The sequence below is a fragment of the Methylobacterium sp. yr668 genome, assembly GCF_900116245.1.
Lineage (GTDB): Bacteria > Pseudomonadota > Alphaproteobacteria > Rhizobiales > Beijerinckiaceae > Methylobacterium.
Genome location: NZ_FOZY01000016.1, coordinates 1 through 16,682 on the forward strand (window position 1 = coordinate 1; position 16,682 = coordinate 16,682).

12 protein-coding genes and 1 rRNA gene are annotated in these 16,682 nt (G+C 71.8%); 8 read left to right on the forward strand and 5 right to left on the reverse strand.

Annotated features, from left to right (window positions below):
- A 16S ribosomal RNA gene (locus BM419_RS19330) occupies positions 1-113 on the reverse strand; the annotation flags it as partial.
- A 602-nt stretch (positions 114-715) separates the two neighbouring features.
- On the opposite strand from BM419_RS19330, the gene BM419_RS19335 reads away from it, so the two are divergent.
- Positions 716-2,740 (forward strand): M23 family metallopeptidase, encoded by a 2,025-nt coding sequence (locus BM419_RS19335; protein ID WP_091927400.1) that lies wholly within the window; start codon positions 716-718, stop codon positions 2,738-2,740.
- A 16-nt stretch (positions 2,741-2,756) separates the two neighbouring features.
- Here the strand turns inward: BM419_RS19335 and gluQRS are convergent, their stop codons facing one another.
- The 3 genes from gluQRS to BM419_RS19350 are packed head-to-tail and all read right to left on the reverse strand — an operon-like array spanning position 2,757 to position 5,993.
- Complete coding sequence (gene gluQRS / locus BM419_RS19340; protein ID WP_091927401.1) at positions 2,757-3,620, reverse strand: tRNA glutamyl-Q(34) synthetase GluQRS; 864 nt, start codon at positions 3,618-3,620, stop codon at positions 2,757-2,759.
- Between the two features lie 16 nt (positions 3,621-3,636).
- Positions 3,637-3,918, reverse strand: coding sequence for a hypothetical protein (locus BM419_RS19345; RefSeq protein ID WP_020095079.1), 282 nt, complete (start codon positions 3,916-3,918; stop codon positions 3,637-3,639).
- A gap of 44 nt (positions 3,919-3,962) precedes the next feature.
- Positions 3,963-5,993, reverse strand: a complete 2,031-nt coding sequence (locus tag BM419_RS19350) for an ATP-binding protein (RefSeq protein WP_091927402.1) — start codon at positions 5,991-5,993, stop codon at positions 3,963-3,965.
- A gap of 222 nt (positions 5,994-6,215) precedes the next feature.
- On the opposite strand from BM419_RS19350, the gene BM419_RS19355 reads away from it, so the two are divergent.
- Both BM419_RS19355 and BM419_RS19365 read left to right on the forward strand, forming a co-directional pair.
- Positions 6,216-7,859 carry a GMC oxidoreductase gene (locus BM419_RS19355; RefSeq protein ID WP_091927403.1) on the forward strand — a complete coding sequence of 548 codons (1,644 nt, stop codon included), beginning with the start codon at positions 6,216-6,218 and terminating at the stop codon, positions 7,857-7,859.
- A gap of 934 nt (positions 7,860-8,793) precedes the next feature.
- On the forward strand, positions 8,794-9,732 hold the full coding sequence (locus tag BM419_RS19365) for a LysR family transcriptional regulator (protein ID WP_056527693.1): 939 nt from the start codon (positions 8,794-8,796) through the stop codon (positions 9,730-9,732).
- 173 nt (positions 9,733-9,905) lie between these two features.
- Here the strand turns inward: BM419_RS19365 and BM419_RS19370 are convergent, their stop codons facing one another.
- Positions 9,906-11,393, reverse strand: coding sequence for a DUF2252 domain-containing protein (locus BM419_RS19370; RefSeq protein WP_091927404.1), 1,488 nt, complete (start codon positions 11,391-11,393; stop codon positions 9,906-9,908).
- A 264-nt stretch (positions 11,394-11,657) separates the two neighbouring features.
- On the opposite strand from BM419_RS19370, the gene BM419_RS19375 reads away from it, so the two are divergent.
- Genes BM419_RS19375 through phaC form a run of 5 tightly spaced genes read left to right on the forward strand, consistent with a single transcriptional unit; the run spans position 11,658 to position 16,673 of the window.
- On the forward strand, positions 11,658-13,310 hold the full coding sequence (locus tag BM419_RS19375) for an acetolactate synthase large subunit (RefSeq protein WP_020095074.1): 1,653 nt from the start codon (positions 11,658-11,660) through the stop codon (positions 13,308-13,310).
- A 43-nt stretch (positions 13,311-13,353) separates the two neighbouring features.
- Positions 13,354-14,529 carry an iron-containing alcohol dehydrogenase gene (locus tag BM419_RS19380; protein ID WP_091927405.1) on the forward strand — a complete coding sequence of 392 codons (1,176 nt, stop codon included), beginning with the start codon at positions 13,354-13,356 and terminating at the stop codon, positions 14,527-14,529.
- Positions 14,526-14,705, forward strand: coding sequence for a hypothetical protein (locus BM419_RS31950; RefSeq protein ID WP_139257078.1), 180 nt, complete (start codon positions 14,526-14,528; stop codon positions 14,703-14,705). The genes BM419_RS19380 and BM419_RS31950 overlap by 4 nt, the downstream gene beginning before the upstream one ends.
- Positions 14,706-14,719: 14 nt before the next feature.
- A complete protein-coding gene (locus tag BM419_RS19385) occupies positions 14,720-15,550 on the forward strand; it encodes a poly(R)-hydroxyalkanoic acid synthase subunit PhaE (protein WP_091927406.1) in 831 nt (276 codons plus the stop codon).
- Positions 15,543-16,673, forward strand: coding sequence for a class III poly(R)-hydroxyalkanoic acid synthase subunit PhaC (gene phaC, locus BM419_RS19390; RefSeq protein WP_020095070.1), 1,131 nt, complete (start codon positions 15,543-15,545; stop codon positions 16,671-16,673). The genes BM419_RS19385 and phaC overlap by 8 nt, the downstream gene beginning before the upstream one ends.
- Positions 16,674-16,682: the final 9 nt, after the last annotated feature.

The window sequence follows — 16,682 nt, forward strand, 5'->3', positions numbered from 1 at the left end:
GTTCCCACGCGTTACTCACCCGTCCGCCGCTGACCCCGAAGGGCCCGCTCGACTTGCATGTGTTAAGCCTGCCGCCAGCGTTCGCTCTGAGCCAGGATCAAACTCTCACGTTGAAGAGATTGATCTGGCCGATCACGTGTATTCTCAGACGGAGCCTCACATCGACCAAGTGCCAGACGCTTCACAGCGCCAGAACACCCGTCGGTGAGCTCAGAAAGAAGAACAACAGATCGGCACAAGTCTACTCACGCCAGATCCCAAGACCCAGCCGCAAGGACAAACGCCGCCCGCGTCTCCCTTCCTCATTCCAACTTGTCAAAGAGCGCCTCAGTCGCCTGAGGCTCATCAGAGGCAAACAGAAGACCGCCCGGCAATCCCGCCGGCCAGTCCCGCCGCTTGTCAGAAGATGGCTCAGCGCCCGGTCCACTTCCGCGGCCGGCGCCGATGAGCCGGGGTATAGAGCCGCCAATCCGGGCCGTCAACACCCTTTTTGCCGGCCGGCGCGGCGAACCACCCGTAAGCCTGGCGGTGGATGATCGCGGTCTTTCCCGCGCCGGGGCTGGCGCTCGGGAGCAGCACGCCTCAATCTCGACACGCTGGGTCGTGAGATGAGATTGCCGGGCGCGGATGTCGCCTCCGGTATGGTCGAGCCCGGCCTCAGCGCCGCGGATCCCGCGGGAACGCCCGTTCGCCATCGTCTTCTCAGGGCCTTCGAGTGAAGCGCGAGCGACTCAAGATCGGCGACGTGGCCGCCCTCCCCCCGGCACGCGGGGTGCACGAGCCTCTCGACCATCTCGGCGCGACCGCGACGCAGATCGACCGACGCGCCGTCAACCTCCGCTGGCTCTGCGCCAGCAGTCTCACCGGCCTGACCGGCGCCGGTCTGATCGCTGCGGCGCTCCACGTGTCCCTCCAGGGCGACGTCTCCTTCGCGGCCATTCCCGAGAAGGCGGCGATCATGCCCCGCCCCCAGCCGAGCGAGAGCGGCGCCAACATCGCCCGCAAGGGCGACCGGCTGGTGCGCAACCTCATGATCGCCTCGGCCAAGCAGAGCTTCAAGGCGCCGGTCACGGTCCGCCTCGGCGACCGCGAGATCATCAAGGCCAAGGCCTTCGTGCGGCTGACGACGCCCCTGTCGATGACGACGGGCGTCTACGCCGCCGAGCCACCCCGCTTCGACCCCATGAAGTTCGTCTCCGACGAGCCACTGGAGCGCGCGCCCGATGCGTCCGCCGACGCCCCCAGCGCCGAGGTCACCGTGGTCAAGCGCGAACTCGCCGACGCTGCCGTCGACGCCAACGCGCCGGCCCTCAGCGACGACGACGTCACCGCGCAGGTCGAGGAGGAGCGCCGCATCGCCGCCGAGGCAGGGCGCCGCGCCGCCATCCCGATCGCCCCGCAGATCATGCTGTCGCGGACGCTCCAGCAGGGCGCGGCCGGCGACGGCGACGGCGCGGTGCCGAAGGACGCGAACCCGTTCAAGTCCATCGAGGTGCTGGTCGTCCCGGAGAACGTCACGAAGGTCGCCAAGGTCGAGCTGAAGGCCAACGAGGCGCCGCTCGTGGAGGAGCGCGATCTCGCGCTGAAGCGCGGCGAGACACTGGAGACCACGCTCAAGGCCACCGGCCTCGCGAGCGACGATGCCGTTCGCGGCATCGTCGCCGCGCTCGGGGGCAAGACCCGCACCGCTGCCCTCAACGAGGGGCAACCGATGCGCGTCCAGGTCGCCCCCGGGCCCCGTCCCGGCGATCCCCGCCAGGTCACACGCGTGGTGCTGTACGGCGAGAACGGCATCGAGGGCATCGCGGCCCTGAACGACCGCGGCGCCTTCGTGTCGGTGGCGCCCCCCGCCGAGGAGGCCCCCTCCCCCAAGGGACAGCCTCAGGCGGAGGCCGGCGAGGACGAGGACGAGGATTCCGGCTCCGGGCCGCGCCTGTACCAGAGCCTCTACGAGACGGCCGCGCGCCACGACCTGCCGCGGGCCACGGTCGAGGACATCGTCCGCGTCTTCAGCTACGACCTCGACTTCCAGCGCCGCATCGGCAGCGGTGACGGGCTCGACGTCTTCTACAGCACCGACGACGAGGCCAGCGCCGATCGTCCGGACCTGCTCTACGCGGCGCTGACGCTCGGCGGAGAGACCCGCAAGGTCTACCGCTTCCAGTCGCCGGACGACGGCACGATCGACTACCTCGACGAGCAGGGCCGGTCGCTGAAGAAGTTCCTGCTGCGCAAGCCCATCGCCGACGGGATCATGCGCTCAGGCTTCGGTTACCGCCGCCACCCGGTGCTGGGCTACGCCAAGCTGCATACGGGCGTCGACTGGTCGAACCCGATCGGCACGCCGATCATGGCGGCCGGCAACGGCGTGGTGATCCGCGCGGAGATGACCTCGGGCTACGGCAACCGGGTCGAGCTGCAGCACGTCAACGGCTACGTGACGACCTACAACCACATGTCGCGGTTCGGCCGCGGCATCCGCGAGGGCGTCAAGGTCCGGCAGGGCCAGATCGTCGGCTATGTCGGCTCGACCGGCCTGTCGACCGGCGCGCACCTCCACTACGAGGTGATCATCAACGGCCACTTCGTCGACCCGATGAAGATCCGCGTCCCCCGCGGCCGGGAACTCGACGGGCGCCTGCTCGCCGACTTCAAGCGCCAGCGCGAGCAGATCGACGCCACCATGCAGAAGTCGAAGAGCGCGACCGCCCTCGCCCAGCGCGACGCGGCGGTCCGCTGAGAGCGCGCGCTGCCGTTCAGGCGAAGCCGAGCCGGGCGCGGACAGCCTCGGGCGTGGCGCCGGCCTGCCGGAGATCGGCGAGGGATCGCGAGCCGCGCGACTTGGCCAGCTTCTCGCCTCCGGTATCGAGCAGCAGCGCGTGGTGGCGGTAGCGCGGGACCGGCAGGCCGAGCAGGGCCTGCAGGAGCACGTGCAGGTCGGTGGCCGCCTCGAGGTCGCGGCCCCGCACCACGTGGGTGATCCCCTCCGCCGCGTCGTCGTGGACTACGGCGAGGTGGTAGCTCGTCGGCACGTCGCGCCGGGCGATCACCGCGTCCCCCCAGCGTGCCGGATCCGCCGCGACCCGGTGCGCGCCGGCCGCTTCGAAGGCGACGTAGCCGTGGGTCGGGCCGGCGCGGCGCAGGGCGGCCGCCATGTCGAGCCGCCAGGTATGCGGGTCGCCGCGGGCGATCCGGTCCGCGGCCGCCGCCCGGTCCAGGTGGCGGCAGGTGCCGGGATAGAGCGGCACGCCGTCCGGATCGCGGGGGCCGTCGCCGCCGGAGGCGACGCGCGCCCGGATCTGGCCGCGTGAGCAGAAGCACGGATAGGCGAGCCCGCTCGCGATCAGCCCGTCGAGGGCGACCCGGTAGGCCGCCATGTGCCGGGACTGGCGCCGCACCGGTTCGGGATAGGTCAGCCCGAGCCAGGCGAGGTCGGTGACGATCCCGTCGACGAAGTCCGGCTTCGAGCGCGCGGGATCGATGTCCTCGATCCGCAGGCGGCAGACGCCCCCCATCCGGGCCGCGAGGTCCGCGTTGAGCAGCGCCGAGTAGGCGTGGCCGAGGTGCAGCCGCCCGTTCGGGCTCGGCGCGAAGCGCAGCACCGGCGCCGCGTCGGTCACGGACCGGTCCGGCAGATCACCCGTCCCGGCGGTGCAGGCACTGCGGCGCGCCGGGCTGGCAGGCGATCCCGGGCAGCGAGCAGGCCGGTCCCTCCGCCAGGCGGCGGCAGACCTTGCAGCCGTCGGTCCACTCGAGGCAGGCCGGATCGTCGGCCGCCGACACCGCCGGCGACGCGTGCCGCGCCGGCGCCAGGGCGCCGATGAGCACGGTGGCGATCACGAGGACCGCGATGCCCCAGGCGGCAAGCGCGCCGCTCGACGAGCGCGGTGCGGGCGACGGAGGGCTGACGGTCGACATGGGCCTCCTGTTGGCGCGGGACCCGCCCGCCTGTCAACGCGCGCTCAGGCGGCCCGCGCGGATCGGCGCTCCAGCAGCGGCGGGAGCAGCTTCAGATTCAGCGGCTTGGCCAGGAACCCGTCGAAGCCGGCCGCCCGGGCGGCGACCTCGTCCTCCCGGCCGGCATTCGCGGTCAGCGCGACGAGGTGGAGGCGGTCCGCGCCGCCCGCTTCGGCGGCGCGGATCCGCCGGGCGGTCTCGTGCCCGTCGAGGCGGGGCATCCGCACGTCGATCAGCGCGAGGTCGAAGGGGCCGTCCGTCTCCAGCCGCGCGAGGGCCTCGAGGCCGTCGACGGCGTGGATCACCGTGGCGCCGAGGCGCTCCAGGGCCCGGGTCGCCAGCAGGGCGTTGATCGGGTTGTCCTCGGCCAGCAGGATCCGCAGGCTGGAGCCGACGCGCGCCGGCTCCGCCGCCGGCGCGGCCGCGGCCTCGACCGGGCGCGTCGACGCGAGCAGGCGCTCGAACAGGGAGCGCGGCCGGACCGGCTTGATCAGGTAGCCGTCGAAGCCCGCCGCGCCGGGGGACCCGAAGCCGCGCCGGTCGAACGGCGAGAGGAGCACGAGGCTGGTGCGGACCCCGCAGGCGCGGGCCGCGTCGGCGATCTGGCGCACCGCCGCGTCGCCCAGTGCCCGGTCGGCCAGCACCGCGTCGAAGGCCGCGCCCGACAGGGCGTCCAGGCCCGATTCCAGGCTGTCGACGATCACGGTGGCGGCCCCGGCCCGGGACAGGCTGCGGGCGAGGTACGGGGCCTGGAACGGCGAGTCGGCGACGATCAGACAGCGCCGCGGGGCGAGCGTAGGCAGCGGCGCGCGCCCGCTATCCTCGGCCGCCGCGACCTCGGCGAGCGGCAGCAGGACCCGGAAGGTCGAGCCCCGGCCGAGGCGCGAATCCGCCTCGATCCGCCCGCCCATGCGGGTCACGAGCCGCCGCGTGATGGCGAGGCCCAGCCCCGTGCCCTCGTGGCTGCGGCTCGCGCTGCCGTCGCCCTGCTCGAACTCCTCGAACAGGATCGGCAGCCGCTCCTCCGGGATCCCCGGGCCGGTATCCGCCACGGCGAGCACGACCTCGCCGCCGGTCCCGGCCCGCGCAAATCTCAGGCTGACGCCGACGCCGCCGCGCTCGGTGAACTTGATGGCGTTGCCGGCGAGGTTGATCAGGATCTGCCGCACCCGGTCGGCGTCGCCCAGGATCGCGGCCGGGAAGTCCTCGGCCACGTCGAGGGCGATCTCGATGCCCTTGTCCTGGGCGCGGGGCGCCAGCAGCTCGACGATCCCCTCGGAGAGGGCCGGCAGGTCGAAGGGCTCGGCCGCGAGGTCCAGGCGCCCGGCCTCGATCCGCGAGAAGTCGAGGACCCCGTCGATCAGGCCGAGCAGCGCCTGACCGCTGGTGCGCACCGCCTCCACGTAGGTGCGCTGCTCGGGGTTCAGCGCGGTCCCGAGCACGAGATCGGCCATGCCCAGGATGCCGTTGAGCGGCGTCCGCATCTCGTGGCTCACGGTCGCCAGGAAGCGGGATTTGGCGACGCTCGCCGCCTCGGCGCGCTCCAGGGCCGCGTCGCGGCTGCGGATCGCCTCGACCCGCGCGGTCACGTCCCGGCCCGCGCGCAGCCAGTGCGTCGCGTCCCCGTGCGCCACCGGCATCTCCACGAAGGCGAACCAGCGCGCCCGCCCGTCCGCCGTCCGGACCTGCGCCTCCAGGCGGCGGACCCCGTCCGGCCCGATCTCCACGGCGTTCCGGTCGAGGATCTCGAGATCGTCCTGGGAGCCGATCAGCGCGATCGGCTCGCGGCCGAGGAGGCGGGCGAAATCCTCGTTGGCGTAGGTGATGCGCCCGCGGGCATCCCGCTGGACGATGATCTCGGTGGTGGCGGCCACCAGGGCGCGGTAGCGGTCCTCGCTCTCGCTGATCCGCCAGAGGCGGTCCTGCAGCCGCTCGGCCTCGCGCTCGGCGCGCCGCGTTCCGAGCCGGCGCCAGAGGGCGAAGGCCAGTGCGGCCGCGGTCAGGAGCGCCAGGACAGGCGCCAGCGTGTCGATCATTCCGGCCTCCCCGGCATCGGGCCGGTCCGCCGCAGGATCGCAGCCGAAGCTGAAGGCGGCGTTGGGAAAGGCCCTTAACCGCCGGTTGCGGACTTCGCGGAGTCCGCGGCGGAATCCGCGGCGGAGTCCGCGACGCGGCGCGGGATCAACGGTACCGTGCGGTGATCCGAGAAGCGGCTCGCGAGTTGCCTGCCAGGACGCAGGTCCGGACGGAGACGGTACATGCCCGGTGAGCACTACGACGTCATCATTGTCGGGTCCGGTCCCGGCGGCGGCACGATGGCGTGGCGCCTCGCCCAGACCGGCAAGCGCATCCTGCTGATCGAGCGCGGCGACTACCTGCTGCGCGAGCCGCGGAACTGGGACAGTCAGGCGGTGATCGTCGACGGCTACTACCAGGCCAAGGAGACGTGGTACTCGTCCGACGGCAAGAGCTTCCACCCCGGCCTGCACTACTACGTCGGCGGGAACTCGAAATTCTACGGCTCGATCCTCTTCCGCCTCCGCGAGAGGGACTTCGCCGAGATCCGCCACCAGGACGGCGTCGCGCCGGCCTGGCCGGTCGGGTACGACGTCTTCGAGCCGTACTACCAGGCGGCCGAGGAGCTGTTCCACGTTCACGGCCTGCGCGGCGAGGACCCGACCGAGCCCTGGTCGACCAAGCCCTACGCCCATCCGCCGGTGGCGCACGAGCCGCGGATCCAGGAGCTGTTCGACAACCTGAAGCGGGCGGGCCACCACCCGTTCCACCTGCCGGTGGGCGTGCGGCTGGTGGAGAAGGACGGCCGCGCGGTGCCGACCTCGCCCTGCATCAAGTGCGAATCGTTCGACGGCTTCCCCTGCCCCACCAACGGCAAGTCGGACGCGCAGACCATGGTGGTCGACCCCGCCCTGCGCGACTGCCCGAACCTGACGCTGCTCACCCGCACCTACATCGAGCGCCTCGTCACCGACGCCTCCGGCCGCACCGTCACGGGCGTCGTCGGGAACCGCGACGGCGCGCCGTTCGAGGCCTCGGCCGACATCGTGGTGGTGGCCTGCGGCGCCCTCTCCTCGGCGCTGCTGCTGCTGCGCTCGGCCAGCGACCGCCACCCGAACGGCCTCGCCAACGGGTCGGATCAGGTCGGGCGCAACTACATGCGCCACAACAACTCGACGGTGCTGGCGATCTCGAAGGTCCCGAACCCGACCCGGTTCCAGAAGACGCTCGGCCTCAACGACTTCTACTTCGGCGATCCGGACCCGAAGGACGGCTGGGACTTCCCGCTCGGCCACATCCAGATGGTCGGCAAGTCGGACGGCGTCCAGATCCACGGCGAGGGCCTGCCGGGCTTCCTGCAATGGTTCCCCGACAAGCCCTTCGACTGGATCGCCAAGCACTCCGTCGACTTCTGGCTGACCTCCGAGGACGTGCCGCTGCCGCAGAACCGGATCTTCTACAGGGACGGCAAGGTCCATCTCGACCTCACCGAGACCAACGTCGAGGCGCACAAGCGGCTCCGGCACAAGCTGCGCGAGATCTGCAGCTTCACCGACATCCACCCGCACCTGTTCGACCGCTCGCTCTACCTCGGAAAGAACGTCCCGATCGGCGGGACGGCCCACCAGGCGGGGACCCTGCGGTTCGGCACGGATCCGAGGACGTCGGTGCTCGACCCGAACTGCAAGGCGCACGAGCTGGACAACCTCTACGTGACCGATGCCAGCTTCTTCCCGTCGATCGGCGCCGTGAACCCGACGCTGACGATCATCGCCAACGCCCTGCGGGTCGCCGATCATCTCGTCGCCCGGATGGGCGCCCGGGACGCGATCGCGCCGCCCCGGCTGTTCGACCACACCGAGCCGCGCGAGCCGCTGCCGGCCTGAGGACCGGCGGGGCGCGAACCATCGCTCTCCCCGGCTCGTCCCGAGGTGCCGGCACCGGACACGCGTGATCGTCCCCGCGCGCGCGTGGCCCCGGGGGCATGGCCTGGGAGGCGAGCACGAGGGACGCGGGACGCCGCGGGAACCCAGGTGTCGGCCAAGTACGCGCGGGATCCGATCCCCGCGGCGCCCCGCGGCATCGGCCGGGCATGGTCCCCGGCCGGTGCCGTCTGTCTCGTCGCGGCGTCTCCGACGTCCCGGTCCTGCGACTCCCCGTTAGCGGTCTCTGTCGAGGTGCGTGCACGCCGTGCCCGCACCTCCGGAACCCGCATCGGCGCCGTGGCCTTCCAGCCGTTCCCCGCCTCGTAGTGGGCAGGTCCGCAGGTCGCTCAGGGTCGGCCCAGAGGCGGGTCGGCGCGGGGGCATTTCCTCACCCCGCCGGGCACAGTGCCGCCCGGTCTCACGCCCGCATCCGAGGCACGCCCCGCACCGGTCCGTCGCCCGGGGCGATGGCGGCTGAGAGCCACCGACGCGGGCGCCGCCCCGTCCCCGGACCCGCACGGTCAGCCACCGGGCGGGCCCCCGAAGGACGCCCCGGGATCGCTCCCGGGCCGCCGCGGACAGGTGCGGTCAGGAAGCACAAAATAGGAACATTGTCAAGGCAAACTGAGCCGCGCGCTGCGGTCGACGACGCTTCTCCGTCATCGCGAGCGTAGCGAAGCGACCCAGGGCGGCGCAACATCGGCAAGGTCGCGCTGCTGGATTGCTTCGCTCCGCTCGCAAGGACGTCGGTGCCGAGAAACCATCGGCCGCGGGCACCGTCACATGGGCCGAGCCCTGCCGTCACTCCGGGACGCCGCGGCGCGACTTCGGGATGACGGGCAAGCCGTCGCATCTGCTATGTCGGCACTCCGACCCTCCACCGAACGCGACGCCCGTGGCCATCGACCATATCGATCTCAGCCGGATCGACCTGAACCTGCTGGTCGCCCTCGACGCGCTGCTCGACGAGCGCAGCGTCACGCGGGCCGCCGCGCGGGTCGGGATCGGCCAGTCGGCGATGAGCTCGAGCCTCGCCCGCCTGCGCCGCCTGTTCGACGACGAGCTCCTGACCCGGGCGCCGGACGGGATGCGGCCGACGCCCCGCGCCCTGAAGATCGCCGAGCCGCTGCGCGCCACCCTCCGGCAGGTGCAGGCGCTGGTGCACCGGGAGGAGCGGTTCGATCCGGCCACCGTCGCGCGCACCTTCACGGTGAGCCTGCCCGACAGCGTCGAGGCGCTGCTCGGGCCGCGGCTGATCGCGCAGCTCCGGCGGGACGCGCCCGGCATCCGGCTGCTGCTGCGCTCGGTCGACCGGACCCGGATCCTCGACGAGCTCGACGCCGACCGGGTCGACCTCGCCATCGGCCTGTTCTCGGAGGGGCAGCTCCACCACAAGCAGCGCCTCCTCTACCGGGACAGCTACGTGGTGCTGTTCAACGCCGCCCTGATCGGCCTGGAGCCGCCGATTGGGCTCGACGATTACCTGCGCTTCCCCCACGTGCTGACGTCCCTGCGCGAGACCGCCCACGGGGTCGTCGACGACGCCCTCGCGCTGATCGGGCGCTCGCGCACCCTGGCGGTGACGACCCCGCGCTTCCTCGTGGTCCCGTTCATGGTCCGCGCGGCGCCGGTGATCGCCACGATGCACGCCCGGCTCGCGACCTCCTTCGCCAGCGCCCTGGCGCTGAGCGTCAGCCCCGTGCCGGTGCCCCTCGACGACGTGCCCGTGTCGATGCTGTGGCACGCCTCCTACGACCACGACCCGGCCCACCGCTGGCTGCGGGACCTCCTGGTCCGGCTGGCCCACGAGCCGCCGGCGCCGGGCATCATCTGATACGCTTTCCGCTTGACGCGACGGTCGACGCATTCCGTGCCGTCCTCACGAGCGGAGCGAAGTGACCCAGGACAGCACGAGGCTGGCCGGCGTCGCGCGATCTGGATCGCTTCGCTCCGCTCGCGAGGACGGACGTGCGGACGGCATCGACCGGCCGCGAGCAGACCGCACCGTCACAGGCACGGATCCGCTGCGGCCTCCAGGCGGCCGCGCGCGATCGCCGCGCGGAACAGGGCGAAGTCGGCCGCATTGCGCTCCGCGTAGGCCGCGGCCCAGTCGGCGATCGCCCCGCTCAGGTCGTGGTGCTTGCCGCTGCCGCAGTAGCCGGCGATCGCCGCCGCGTCCCCGGTCCGCGCGTGGGCGCGCGCCAGCAGCGTCCCGTAGGCGTACGAGAAGGTCAGGAGCGGCGCGCCGGACATCCGCGCCAGCGGGATCGCGCCCTTCAGGTTCTTCATCTGGCGCACGTAGAACGGCCGGCCCGCGATGCTGGTCCAGCCGAGCAGCGGGTCGCCCACCGCCTGGAGCAGGCGCTGGCCGTAGATCACCCGCTCGCCCTCGTGCCCGGAGAACGGCGCCGGCACGCCCGGCAGGTACGGCGCGTGCGCCGGTCGGACCGCCTCCTTGACCTGCAGGAAGAGCGCGTCGGCGTCGGAATTGCCGAACAGCAGGGCGAGATAGGCCCGGGTCCCGACGCTGCCGACGCCGACGACGCGGTGGGCGACGTCGACCACGTGGTAGCGATCGAGCATGAAGCGCCGCTCCCGCGGCAGGGTCTCGGCGTAGCGCTCCAGGCCGGTGACGACGCCCTCGCGGGTCGCCGCGTCCACGGGCGTCAGGATCGGCGCGTCGGTCTGCAATTGCCAGGTGCCGTCGGTGCGCCGCTCGGCCACCTGGGCGAGCAGGCTGCGGTTGTTGCGACGCCGCGCCTTGTCGACCGCCCGGCGGACCACCGCCCGGGCCTCCGCGTTCATTTGGAGCCCGGCGATGTGCGGGCCGTCGGCGCGGGTCGTCTGGTACCAGACGTCGAGGGAGCCCTGCGGCGCGAGGCGCCGCATCGTGTGCTGGTAGCCGGAGACCGCCTCCATGACGGCCGCCCGCCGCTCGCCCGCCGGCAGGCCCGCGTCGTCGGTGGCGACCGCCAGCCCGGCCGCGAGGCGCTTGAGGTCCCACTCCCACGGGCCGATCGTGACCTCGTCGAAATCGTTGAGGTCGAGGACGATGTCGCGCTGCGGCGTGCCGAACAGGCCGAAATTGTCGGTGTGCGCGTCGCCGTTCATCACGACGTCGATGCCGCTGCGCGGCCCGCGCGACAGGTCCCAGGCCATGACGTGCGCGGCCCCGCGCAGGAACGCGAAGGGCGAGCTCGCCATCCGGGCGACCCGCAGTGGGATCAGGTGCGGCTGGCGGCCCGCGTGGGCGGCCTCGATCAGGGCGACCGGGTCGGGCCGGTCGGGATCGGAAGCCAGCGCGGCCTGGCCCGCGTGGGGCACCTCGGCGCGCAGCCGCTTGCCGGCCTTGCGCCGCTTGTCCCAGGCCTCGACGCCCGCGCGGAGGTCGATCCGCGGGAAATCGGCGACCGGTGCCAGCACCGAGTCCACGGCCGGGGCATCCGCCTCCCGGTCCCCCGGCGGCACGGTCTTGTCGCTCTCGATGCGATCCATCGCTGTTCCATCGCGGCAGCCGGGTCGGCCCCGCCGGTGCGCTCGACCGGCCCGAAGCCGGGGCGGCGGACCGCACGTTAGCATCCGGCCGGCTCTGTGACGTCACGGGCCCGGACGGCCCTTGACCACCCTACAGGGGGGGCCTCTAACGAACCGAGTATTCGGGGGGTGTTCCTCCGTCTCGTGTCGTTCACGGCCTCGCGATCACAGTGCCGGAATCGACCCGGACGGCCGGGGAACACCGTTACATCAGCGAGACGTCGCATGCCCAAAGGTTCAGATCTCCTCGTCGCGGCCCTCGAGAACGAGGGCGTCGACCGCATCTTCGGGATTCCCGGGGAGGAGAACCTCGACGTCGTCGAATCTCTGCGCAACTCCAAGATCGAGCTGGTCCTGACCCGCCACGAGCAGGCGGCGAGCTTCATGGCCGCCACCCACGGCCGACTCACCGGCCGCCCCGGCGTCTGCCTCTCGACGCTCGGCCCGGGCGCCCTGAACTTCTCCACCGGCGCGGCCTACGCCCATCTCGGCGCCATGCCGATGATCATCATCACCGGCCAGAAGGGCATCCTGTCCTCGCGCCAGGCCAAGTTCCAGATCGTCGACGTGATCTCGTCGATGAAGCCGATCACCAAGATGGCCCGGCAGATCGTCTCGGCCTCCTCGATCCCCACCATCGTGCGCGACGCCTTCCGGGTCGCCACCGAGGAGCGGCCCGGCCCGGTGCTGCTGGAGCTGCCCGAGGACATCGCCTCCGAGGAGGCCGAGGCCGACCTCGTCCCCTCGCACCCGATCGACATCCCGGTCGCGCACCCGACCGCGATCGCGCGCGCCGCGGACATGATCCTGAAGGCCAAGCGCCCGCTGATCATGCTGGGCGCCGCCGCGAGCCGCCCCCGCGCCACCGGCGAGCTCGGCGGCTTCGTGCAGCGCACCGGCATCCCGTTCTTCACCACCCAGATGGGCAAGGGCACGGTGGCGGGCGGGACCGACCTCTACATGGGCACCGCGGCGCTCTCGGAGCGCGACTACGTCCACGAGGCGATCGACAAGGCCGACCTGATCATCGCCATCGGCCACGACACGATCGAGAAGCCGCCCTTCTTCATGGGCCAGGCCGACCAGAAGGTCGTCCACATCGGCTACATGCCGGCCAACGTCGAGCAGGTGTACTATCCGGATGCCGAGGTGGTCGGCGACCTCGGGCCGACGCTGAAGCTCCTGGCCGACAAGCTCGACGGCAAGCTTCCGAACGCGGGCGCGCTGCTGCACCTGCGCGAGCACATCCTCGGCCACATCGCCGATCGGGCCGGCGAGGACCGCTTCCCGGTGACGCCGCAGCGCCTCGTGCGCGACGTGCGCCGGGTGATCCCGGAGGACGGGATCGTGTGCCTCGACAACGGCATGTACAAGATCTGGTTCGCCCGGAACTACCGCACCTACGTCGCCAACACGCTGCTCCTCGACAACGCGCTGGCCACGATGGGCGCGGGCCTGCCCTCGGCCATGATGGCGGCGATGCTCTACCCGAAGCGGCGCGTGATGGCCGTCTGCGGCGACGGCGGGTTCATGATGAACAGCCAGGAGATGGAGACCGCCGTCCGGCTGAAGCTCAACCTCGTGGTGCTGGTGCTCGACGACTCGGCCTACGGGATGATCCGCTGGAAGCAGGCGGTCGACAAGTTCGCCGATTACGGCATGACCTTCAGCAACCCGGACTTCGTCCTCTACGCCAAGTCGTACGGTGCGACCGGCCACCGGGTCGAGTCGGTCAACGACCTCGTGCCGACGCTGGACCGGGCCTTCGCGGCGGGCGGGGTGCACCTCGTGGCGGTGCCGATCGACTACTCGGAGAACACCCGCGTGCTGGTCGACGAGCTGCGCGCCAAGGTGAAGGATTTCGAGCCGGCCGAGTGAGGCCGGTTTCGCAGATGGTCGGCACGCAAGACAGGGCAGCGCGATGAACCCGTTCACCTTCCAGACCACGCCGAACGTGCTGTTCGAGGCCGGCGCCGCGAAGAAGCTGCCCGAGATCGTCGGCAGCTTCGGGGCCAAGCGCGTCCTCCTCGTCACCGACAAGGGCGTGCGCGGCGCCGGCCTCACCCAGGCCGCCGAGGCGGCCCTGGCCGCCGCGGGCGTCACCCTCGACGTCTACGAGGACGTAGTCGCCGACCCGCCCTCGACGGTGATCGAGGCGGCGGCCAAGCGCGCCCGCGAGCTCGGGACCGACCTCGTCCTGTCGATCGGCGGCGGCTCGGCGCTCGATACCGCCAAGCTCGTGGCCTACCTCGCCAAGTCCGACGAGCCGCTCGACGCGATCTACGGCGTCGGCCTCGCCAAGGGCGACCGCCTGCCGCTGATCCTGGTGCCGACCACGGCCGGCACCGGCTCGGAGGTGACGCCGATCTCGATCGTCACGACGCCGACCACCGAGAAGAAGGGCGTCGTCGCGCCGAAGCTCCTGCCCGACTGGGCGGTGCTCGACCCGGAGCTGACGCTCGGCCTGCCGTCGCACGTCACCGCGGCGACCGGCATCGACGCCATGGTCCACGCCATCGAGGCCTTCACCAGCAAGAACAAGAAGAACCCGATCTCCGACCAGCTCGCCAAGCAGGCCCTGGCGCTGCTCTCGGCCAACATCCGGACCGCCTGCACGGACGGGAAGAACCTCGAGGCGCGCTCCGGCATGCTGCTCGGCTCGATGCTGGCCGGCATGGCCTTCGCCAACGCGCCGGTGGCGGCGGTGCACGCCCTCGCCTACCCGGTCGGCGCGATCTTCCACGTGCCGCACGGGCTCTCGAACGCTCTGGTGCTGATGGGGGTGATGCGCTTCAACCTCTCGCACGCGGAGGCGCTCTACGCCGAGCTCGCTCCGATCCTCGACCCCGCGGCCGCCGACCTGCCGCGGCCCGAGGCCGCCAAGCGCTTCGTGGAGAGTCTCGACGCGATCTGCCGCGACTGCAAGGTTCCGGCCTCGCTGGCCGAGGTCGGCGTCGCCCGGCAGGACCTGGAGCGCATGGCCACCGACGCGATGAAGCAGACGCGGCTCCTCGTGAACAACCCGCGCGAGGTCACCTACGACGACGTCTTCGCGATCTACGCCGAGGCGCTGGGAGAGGCGCGGCCGGCGGCGTGAGCATGACGACGGCGGTGATGCTGGAGCTGTCGCCCGATCAGTCCAGCCCACACCGTCATCGCGAGCGCAGCGAAGCGACCCAGGGCGGCGCGCCGTCGTTGAGCATGGCGCTGCTGGATTGCTTCGCTTCGCTCGCAAAGACGGCGGGTTCGAAGACTTCAGCCCTGAGGCTGTGAGGAGAAACGCCAGCATGGACCAGTTCGACGCGTTCCGGGCGATGAGCGAGTTCTGGACGCGGGCCGGCGCGGGCTTCTTCACCCCGGGCGCCGGGCAGTCCGCGCCCGGGTTCGGCTGGCCGGCCTTCCCGGGCGGCGACCTCGCGGATCTCGCCGCGGCGCAGGCCAAGCTGACCGAGGCCTGGACCGCCGCCAGCGCCCTCTCGCAGACGCTGACGCGCTCGCTCCAGGGCGGCCCCGGCGCGCCGGACCCGACCGCCGGGGCGGTGCTCGCCCGGATCTTCGATCCGCAGGCCTGGCTCGGCGGCTCGGCCGAGTTCGACGCCGCCCTCACCCGCATGGCCGAGGGGCCGCAGCTCGCCGACCTTTGGCAGACCGAGCGGCGCTACGCGGCGCTGTTCACCGCCTGGGCGAGCCTGCGGCGGGCGCAGAGCGAGCATCAGGCCGTGATGCTTCAGGCCTGGACGCGGGCGGCCGGGACCTTCGCGAAGGAGGCCAATGCCCGCGCCGAAAACGGCGAGAGCTTCGCCTCCGCCCGGGACATGATGAGCCGGTGGATCGAGACCGCCAACGCGGTCCTCCTGGAGGTCCAGCGCTCCGACGCGTTCCTGGGCTCGCAGCGGGCGGTCCTGCGGGCCTCCACCGACCTCCGGCTCGCCCAGCAGGACGTCGCGGCCTTCCTGTCCGAGTTCTACGGCCAGCCGACCCGGGCCGAGCTCGACGACGTCCACAAGAGCCTGACCGAGCTGCGCCGGGAAGTCCGGGCGCTCCGCCGCGAGCGCCGGCAGGCCGGCAAGACCGCGAGAGCCGGCGGTTCACGGGTCGGGGAGGACGCCCATGGCTGATCAGGAGAAGCCGAAGGGGCCGGCCGCCCCGCTGAATCTCACCCCGGCCGCGTTGCTGGCCGAGGTCGGCACCCTCGGCCGCCGCATCAGCGAGGGCGCCAGGCTGTTCGCCGATGTCAGCGACGCCGATGTCGAGATCGCCACCACGCCGAAGGACCTGGTCTGGAGCCAGGACAAGGTCAGCCTCTACCGCTACCGGCCGCTCGCCGAGAGCGCGGGCCTGCCGCCGGTGCTCATCGTCTACGGCCTGATCGGCCGCTACACGATGGCCGACCTGCAGGAGGACCGCTCGCTCGTCCGCAATCTCCTGAATCTCGGCCTCGACCTCTACGTGGTCGACTGGGGCAATCCGGGCCGGGCCGACCGCTACGTCACCATCGACGATTACGTGGACGGCTACCTCGCCGAGTGCGTCGCCTTCATCCAGGAGGCGGCCGGGCGCGAGCGAGTGAGCCTGCTCGGCATCTGCGAGGGCGGCGTCTTCACCACCTGCTACGCGGCGCTCTACCCCGAGACCGTCAACGCGATGGTGCTGACGATCACGCCGATCGACTTCCACGCCGACACGCGGGAGAACCGGGCCGGCCACGGCTTCATCAACGTCTGGACCCGCTCGCTCACGCCCGAGGATGTCGACCGGCTGATCGAGGCGCAGGGGTCGCTGCCCGGCGCCTTCATGGGCTCGGTGTTCTCGATGATGACGCCGATGCGCACCATGACGAAGTACAACCTCGACCTGCTCGACGCCCTCGACGACAAGAAAAAGTTCCTGAACTTCCTCCGGATGGAGAAGTGGATCGCCGACCGTCCGGACCATCCCGGCGAGGCCGCCAAGCAGTGGCTGAAGGACCTCTACCAGGACAACAAGCTGGTCGAGAGCGCCTTCGAGCTCGGCGGCCGGCGGGTGGACCTGAAGGCCATCACCTGCCCGGTGCTGAACGTCTTCGCCCAGGACGACCACATCATCCCGCCGGCCACCTCGCAGGCGCTGAAGGATAAGATCGGCACCACCGACTACACCGAGATGGGTCTGCCCGGCGGCCATGTCGGCGTCTTCGTCGGCGGCAAGGCACAGAAGCTGCTGGGCTCCGGCATCGCCGACTGGCTCGGCAAGCGGGGATAACGTGCAGGC

What these genes read in the sequence shown, in the direction of transcription:
- BM419_RS19370 (WP_091927404.1), bottom strand. Translation starts at nt 11,393, where the DNA reads ATGGATCGCATCGAGAGCGACAAGACCGTGCCGCCGGGGGACCGGGAG.
- BM419_RS19385 (WP_091927406.1), top strand. Translation starts at nt 14,720, where the DNA reads ATGGACCAGTTCGACGCGTTCCGGGCGATGAGCGAGTTCTGGACGCGG.
- BM419_RS19350 (WP_091927402.1), bottom strand. Translation starts at nt 5,993, where the DNA reads ATGATCGACACGCTGGCGCCTGTCCTGGCGCTCCTGACCGCGGCCGCA.
- BM419_RS19375 (WP_020095074.1), top strand. Translation starts at nt 11,658, where the DNA reads ATGCCCAAAGGTTCAGATCTCCTCGTCGCGGCCCTCGAGAACGAGGGC.
- BM419_RS19380 (WP_091927405.1), top strand. Translation starts at nt 13,354, where the DNA reads ATGAACCCGTTCACCTTCCAGACCACGCCGAACGTGCTGTTCGAGGCC.
- phaC (WP_020095070.1), top strand. Translation starts at nt 15,543, where the DNA reads ATGGCTGATCAGGAGAAGCCGAAGGGGCCGGCCGCCCCGCTGAATCTC.
- BM419_RS19345 (WP_020095079.1), bottom strand. Translation starts at nt 3,918, where the DNA reads ATGTCGACCGTCAGCCCTCCGTCGCCCGCACCGCGCTCGTCGAGCGGC.
- BM419_RS19355 (WP_091927403.1), top strand. Translation starts at nt 6,216, where the DNA reads ATGCCCGGTGAGCACTACGACGTCATCATTGTCGGGTCCGGTCCCGGC.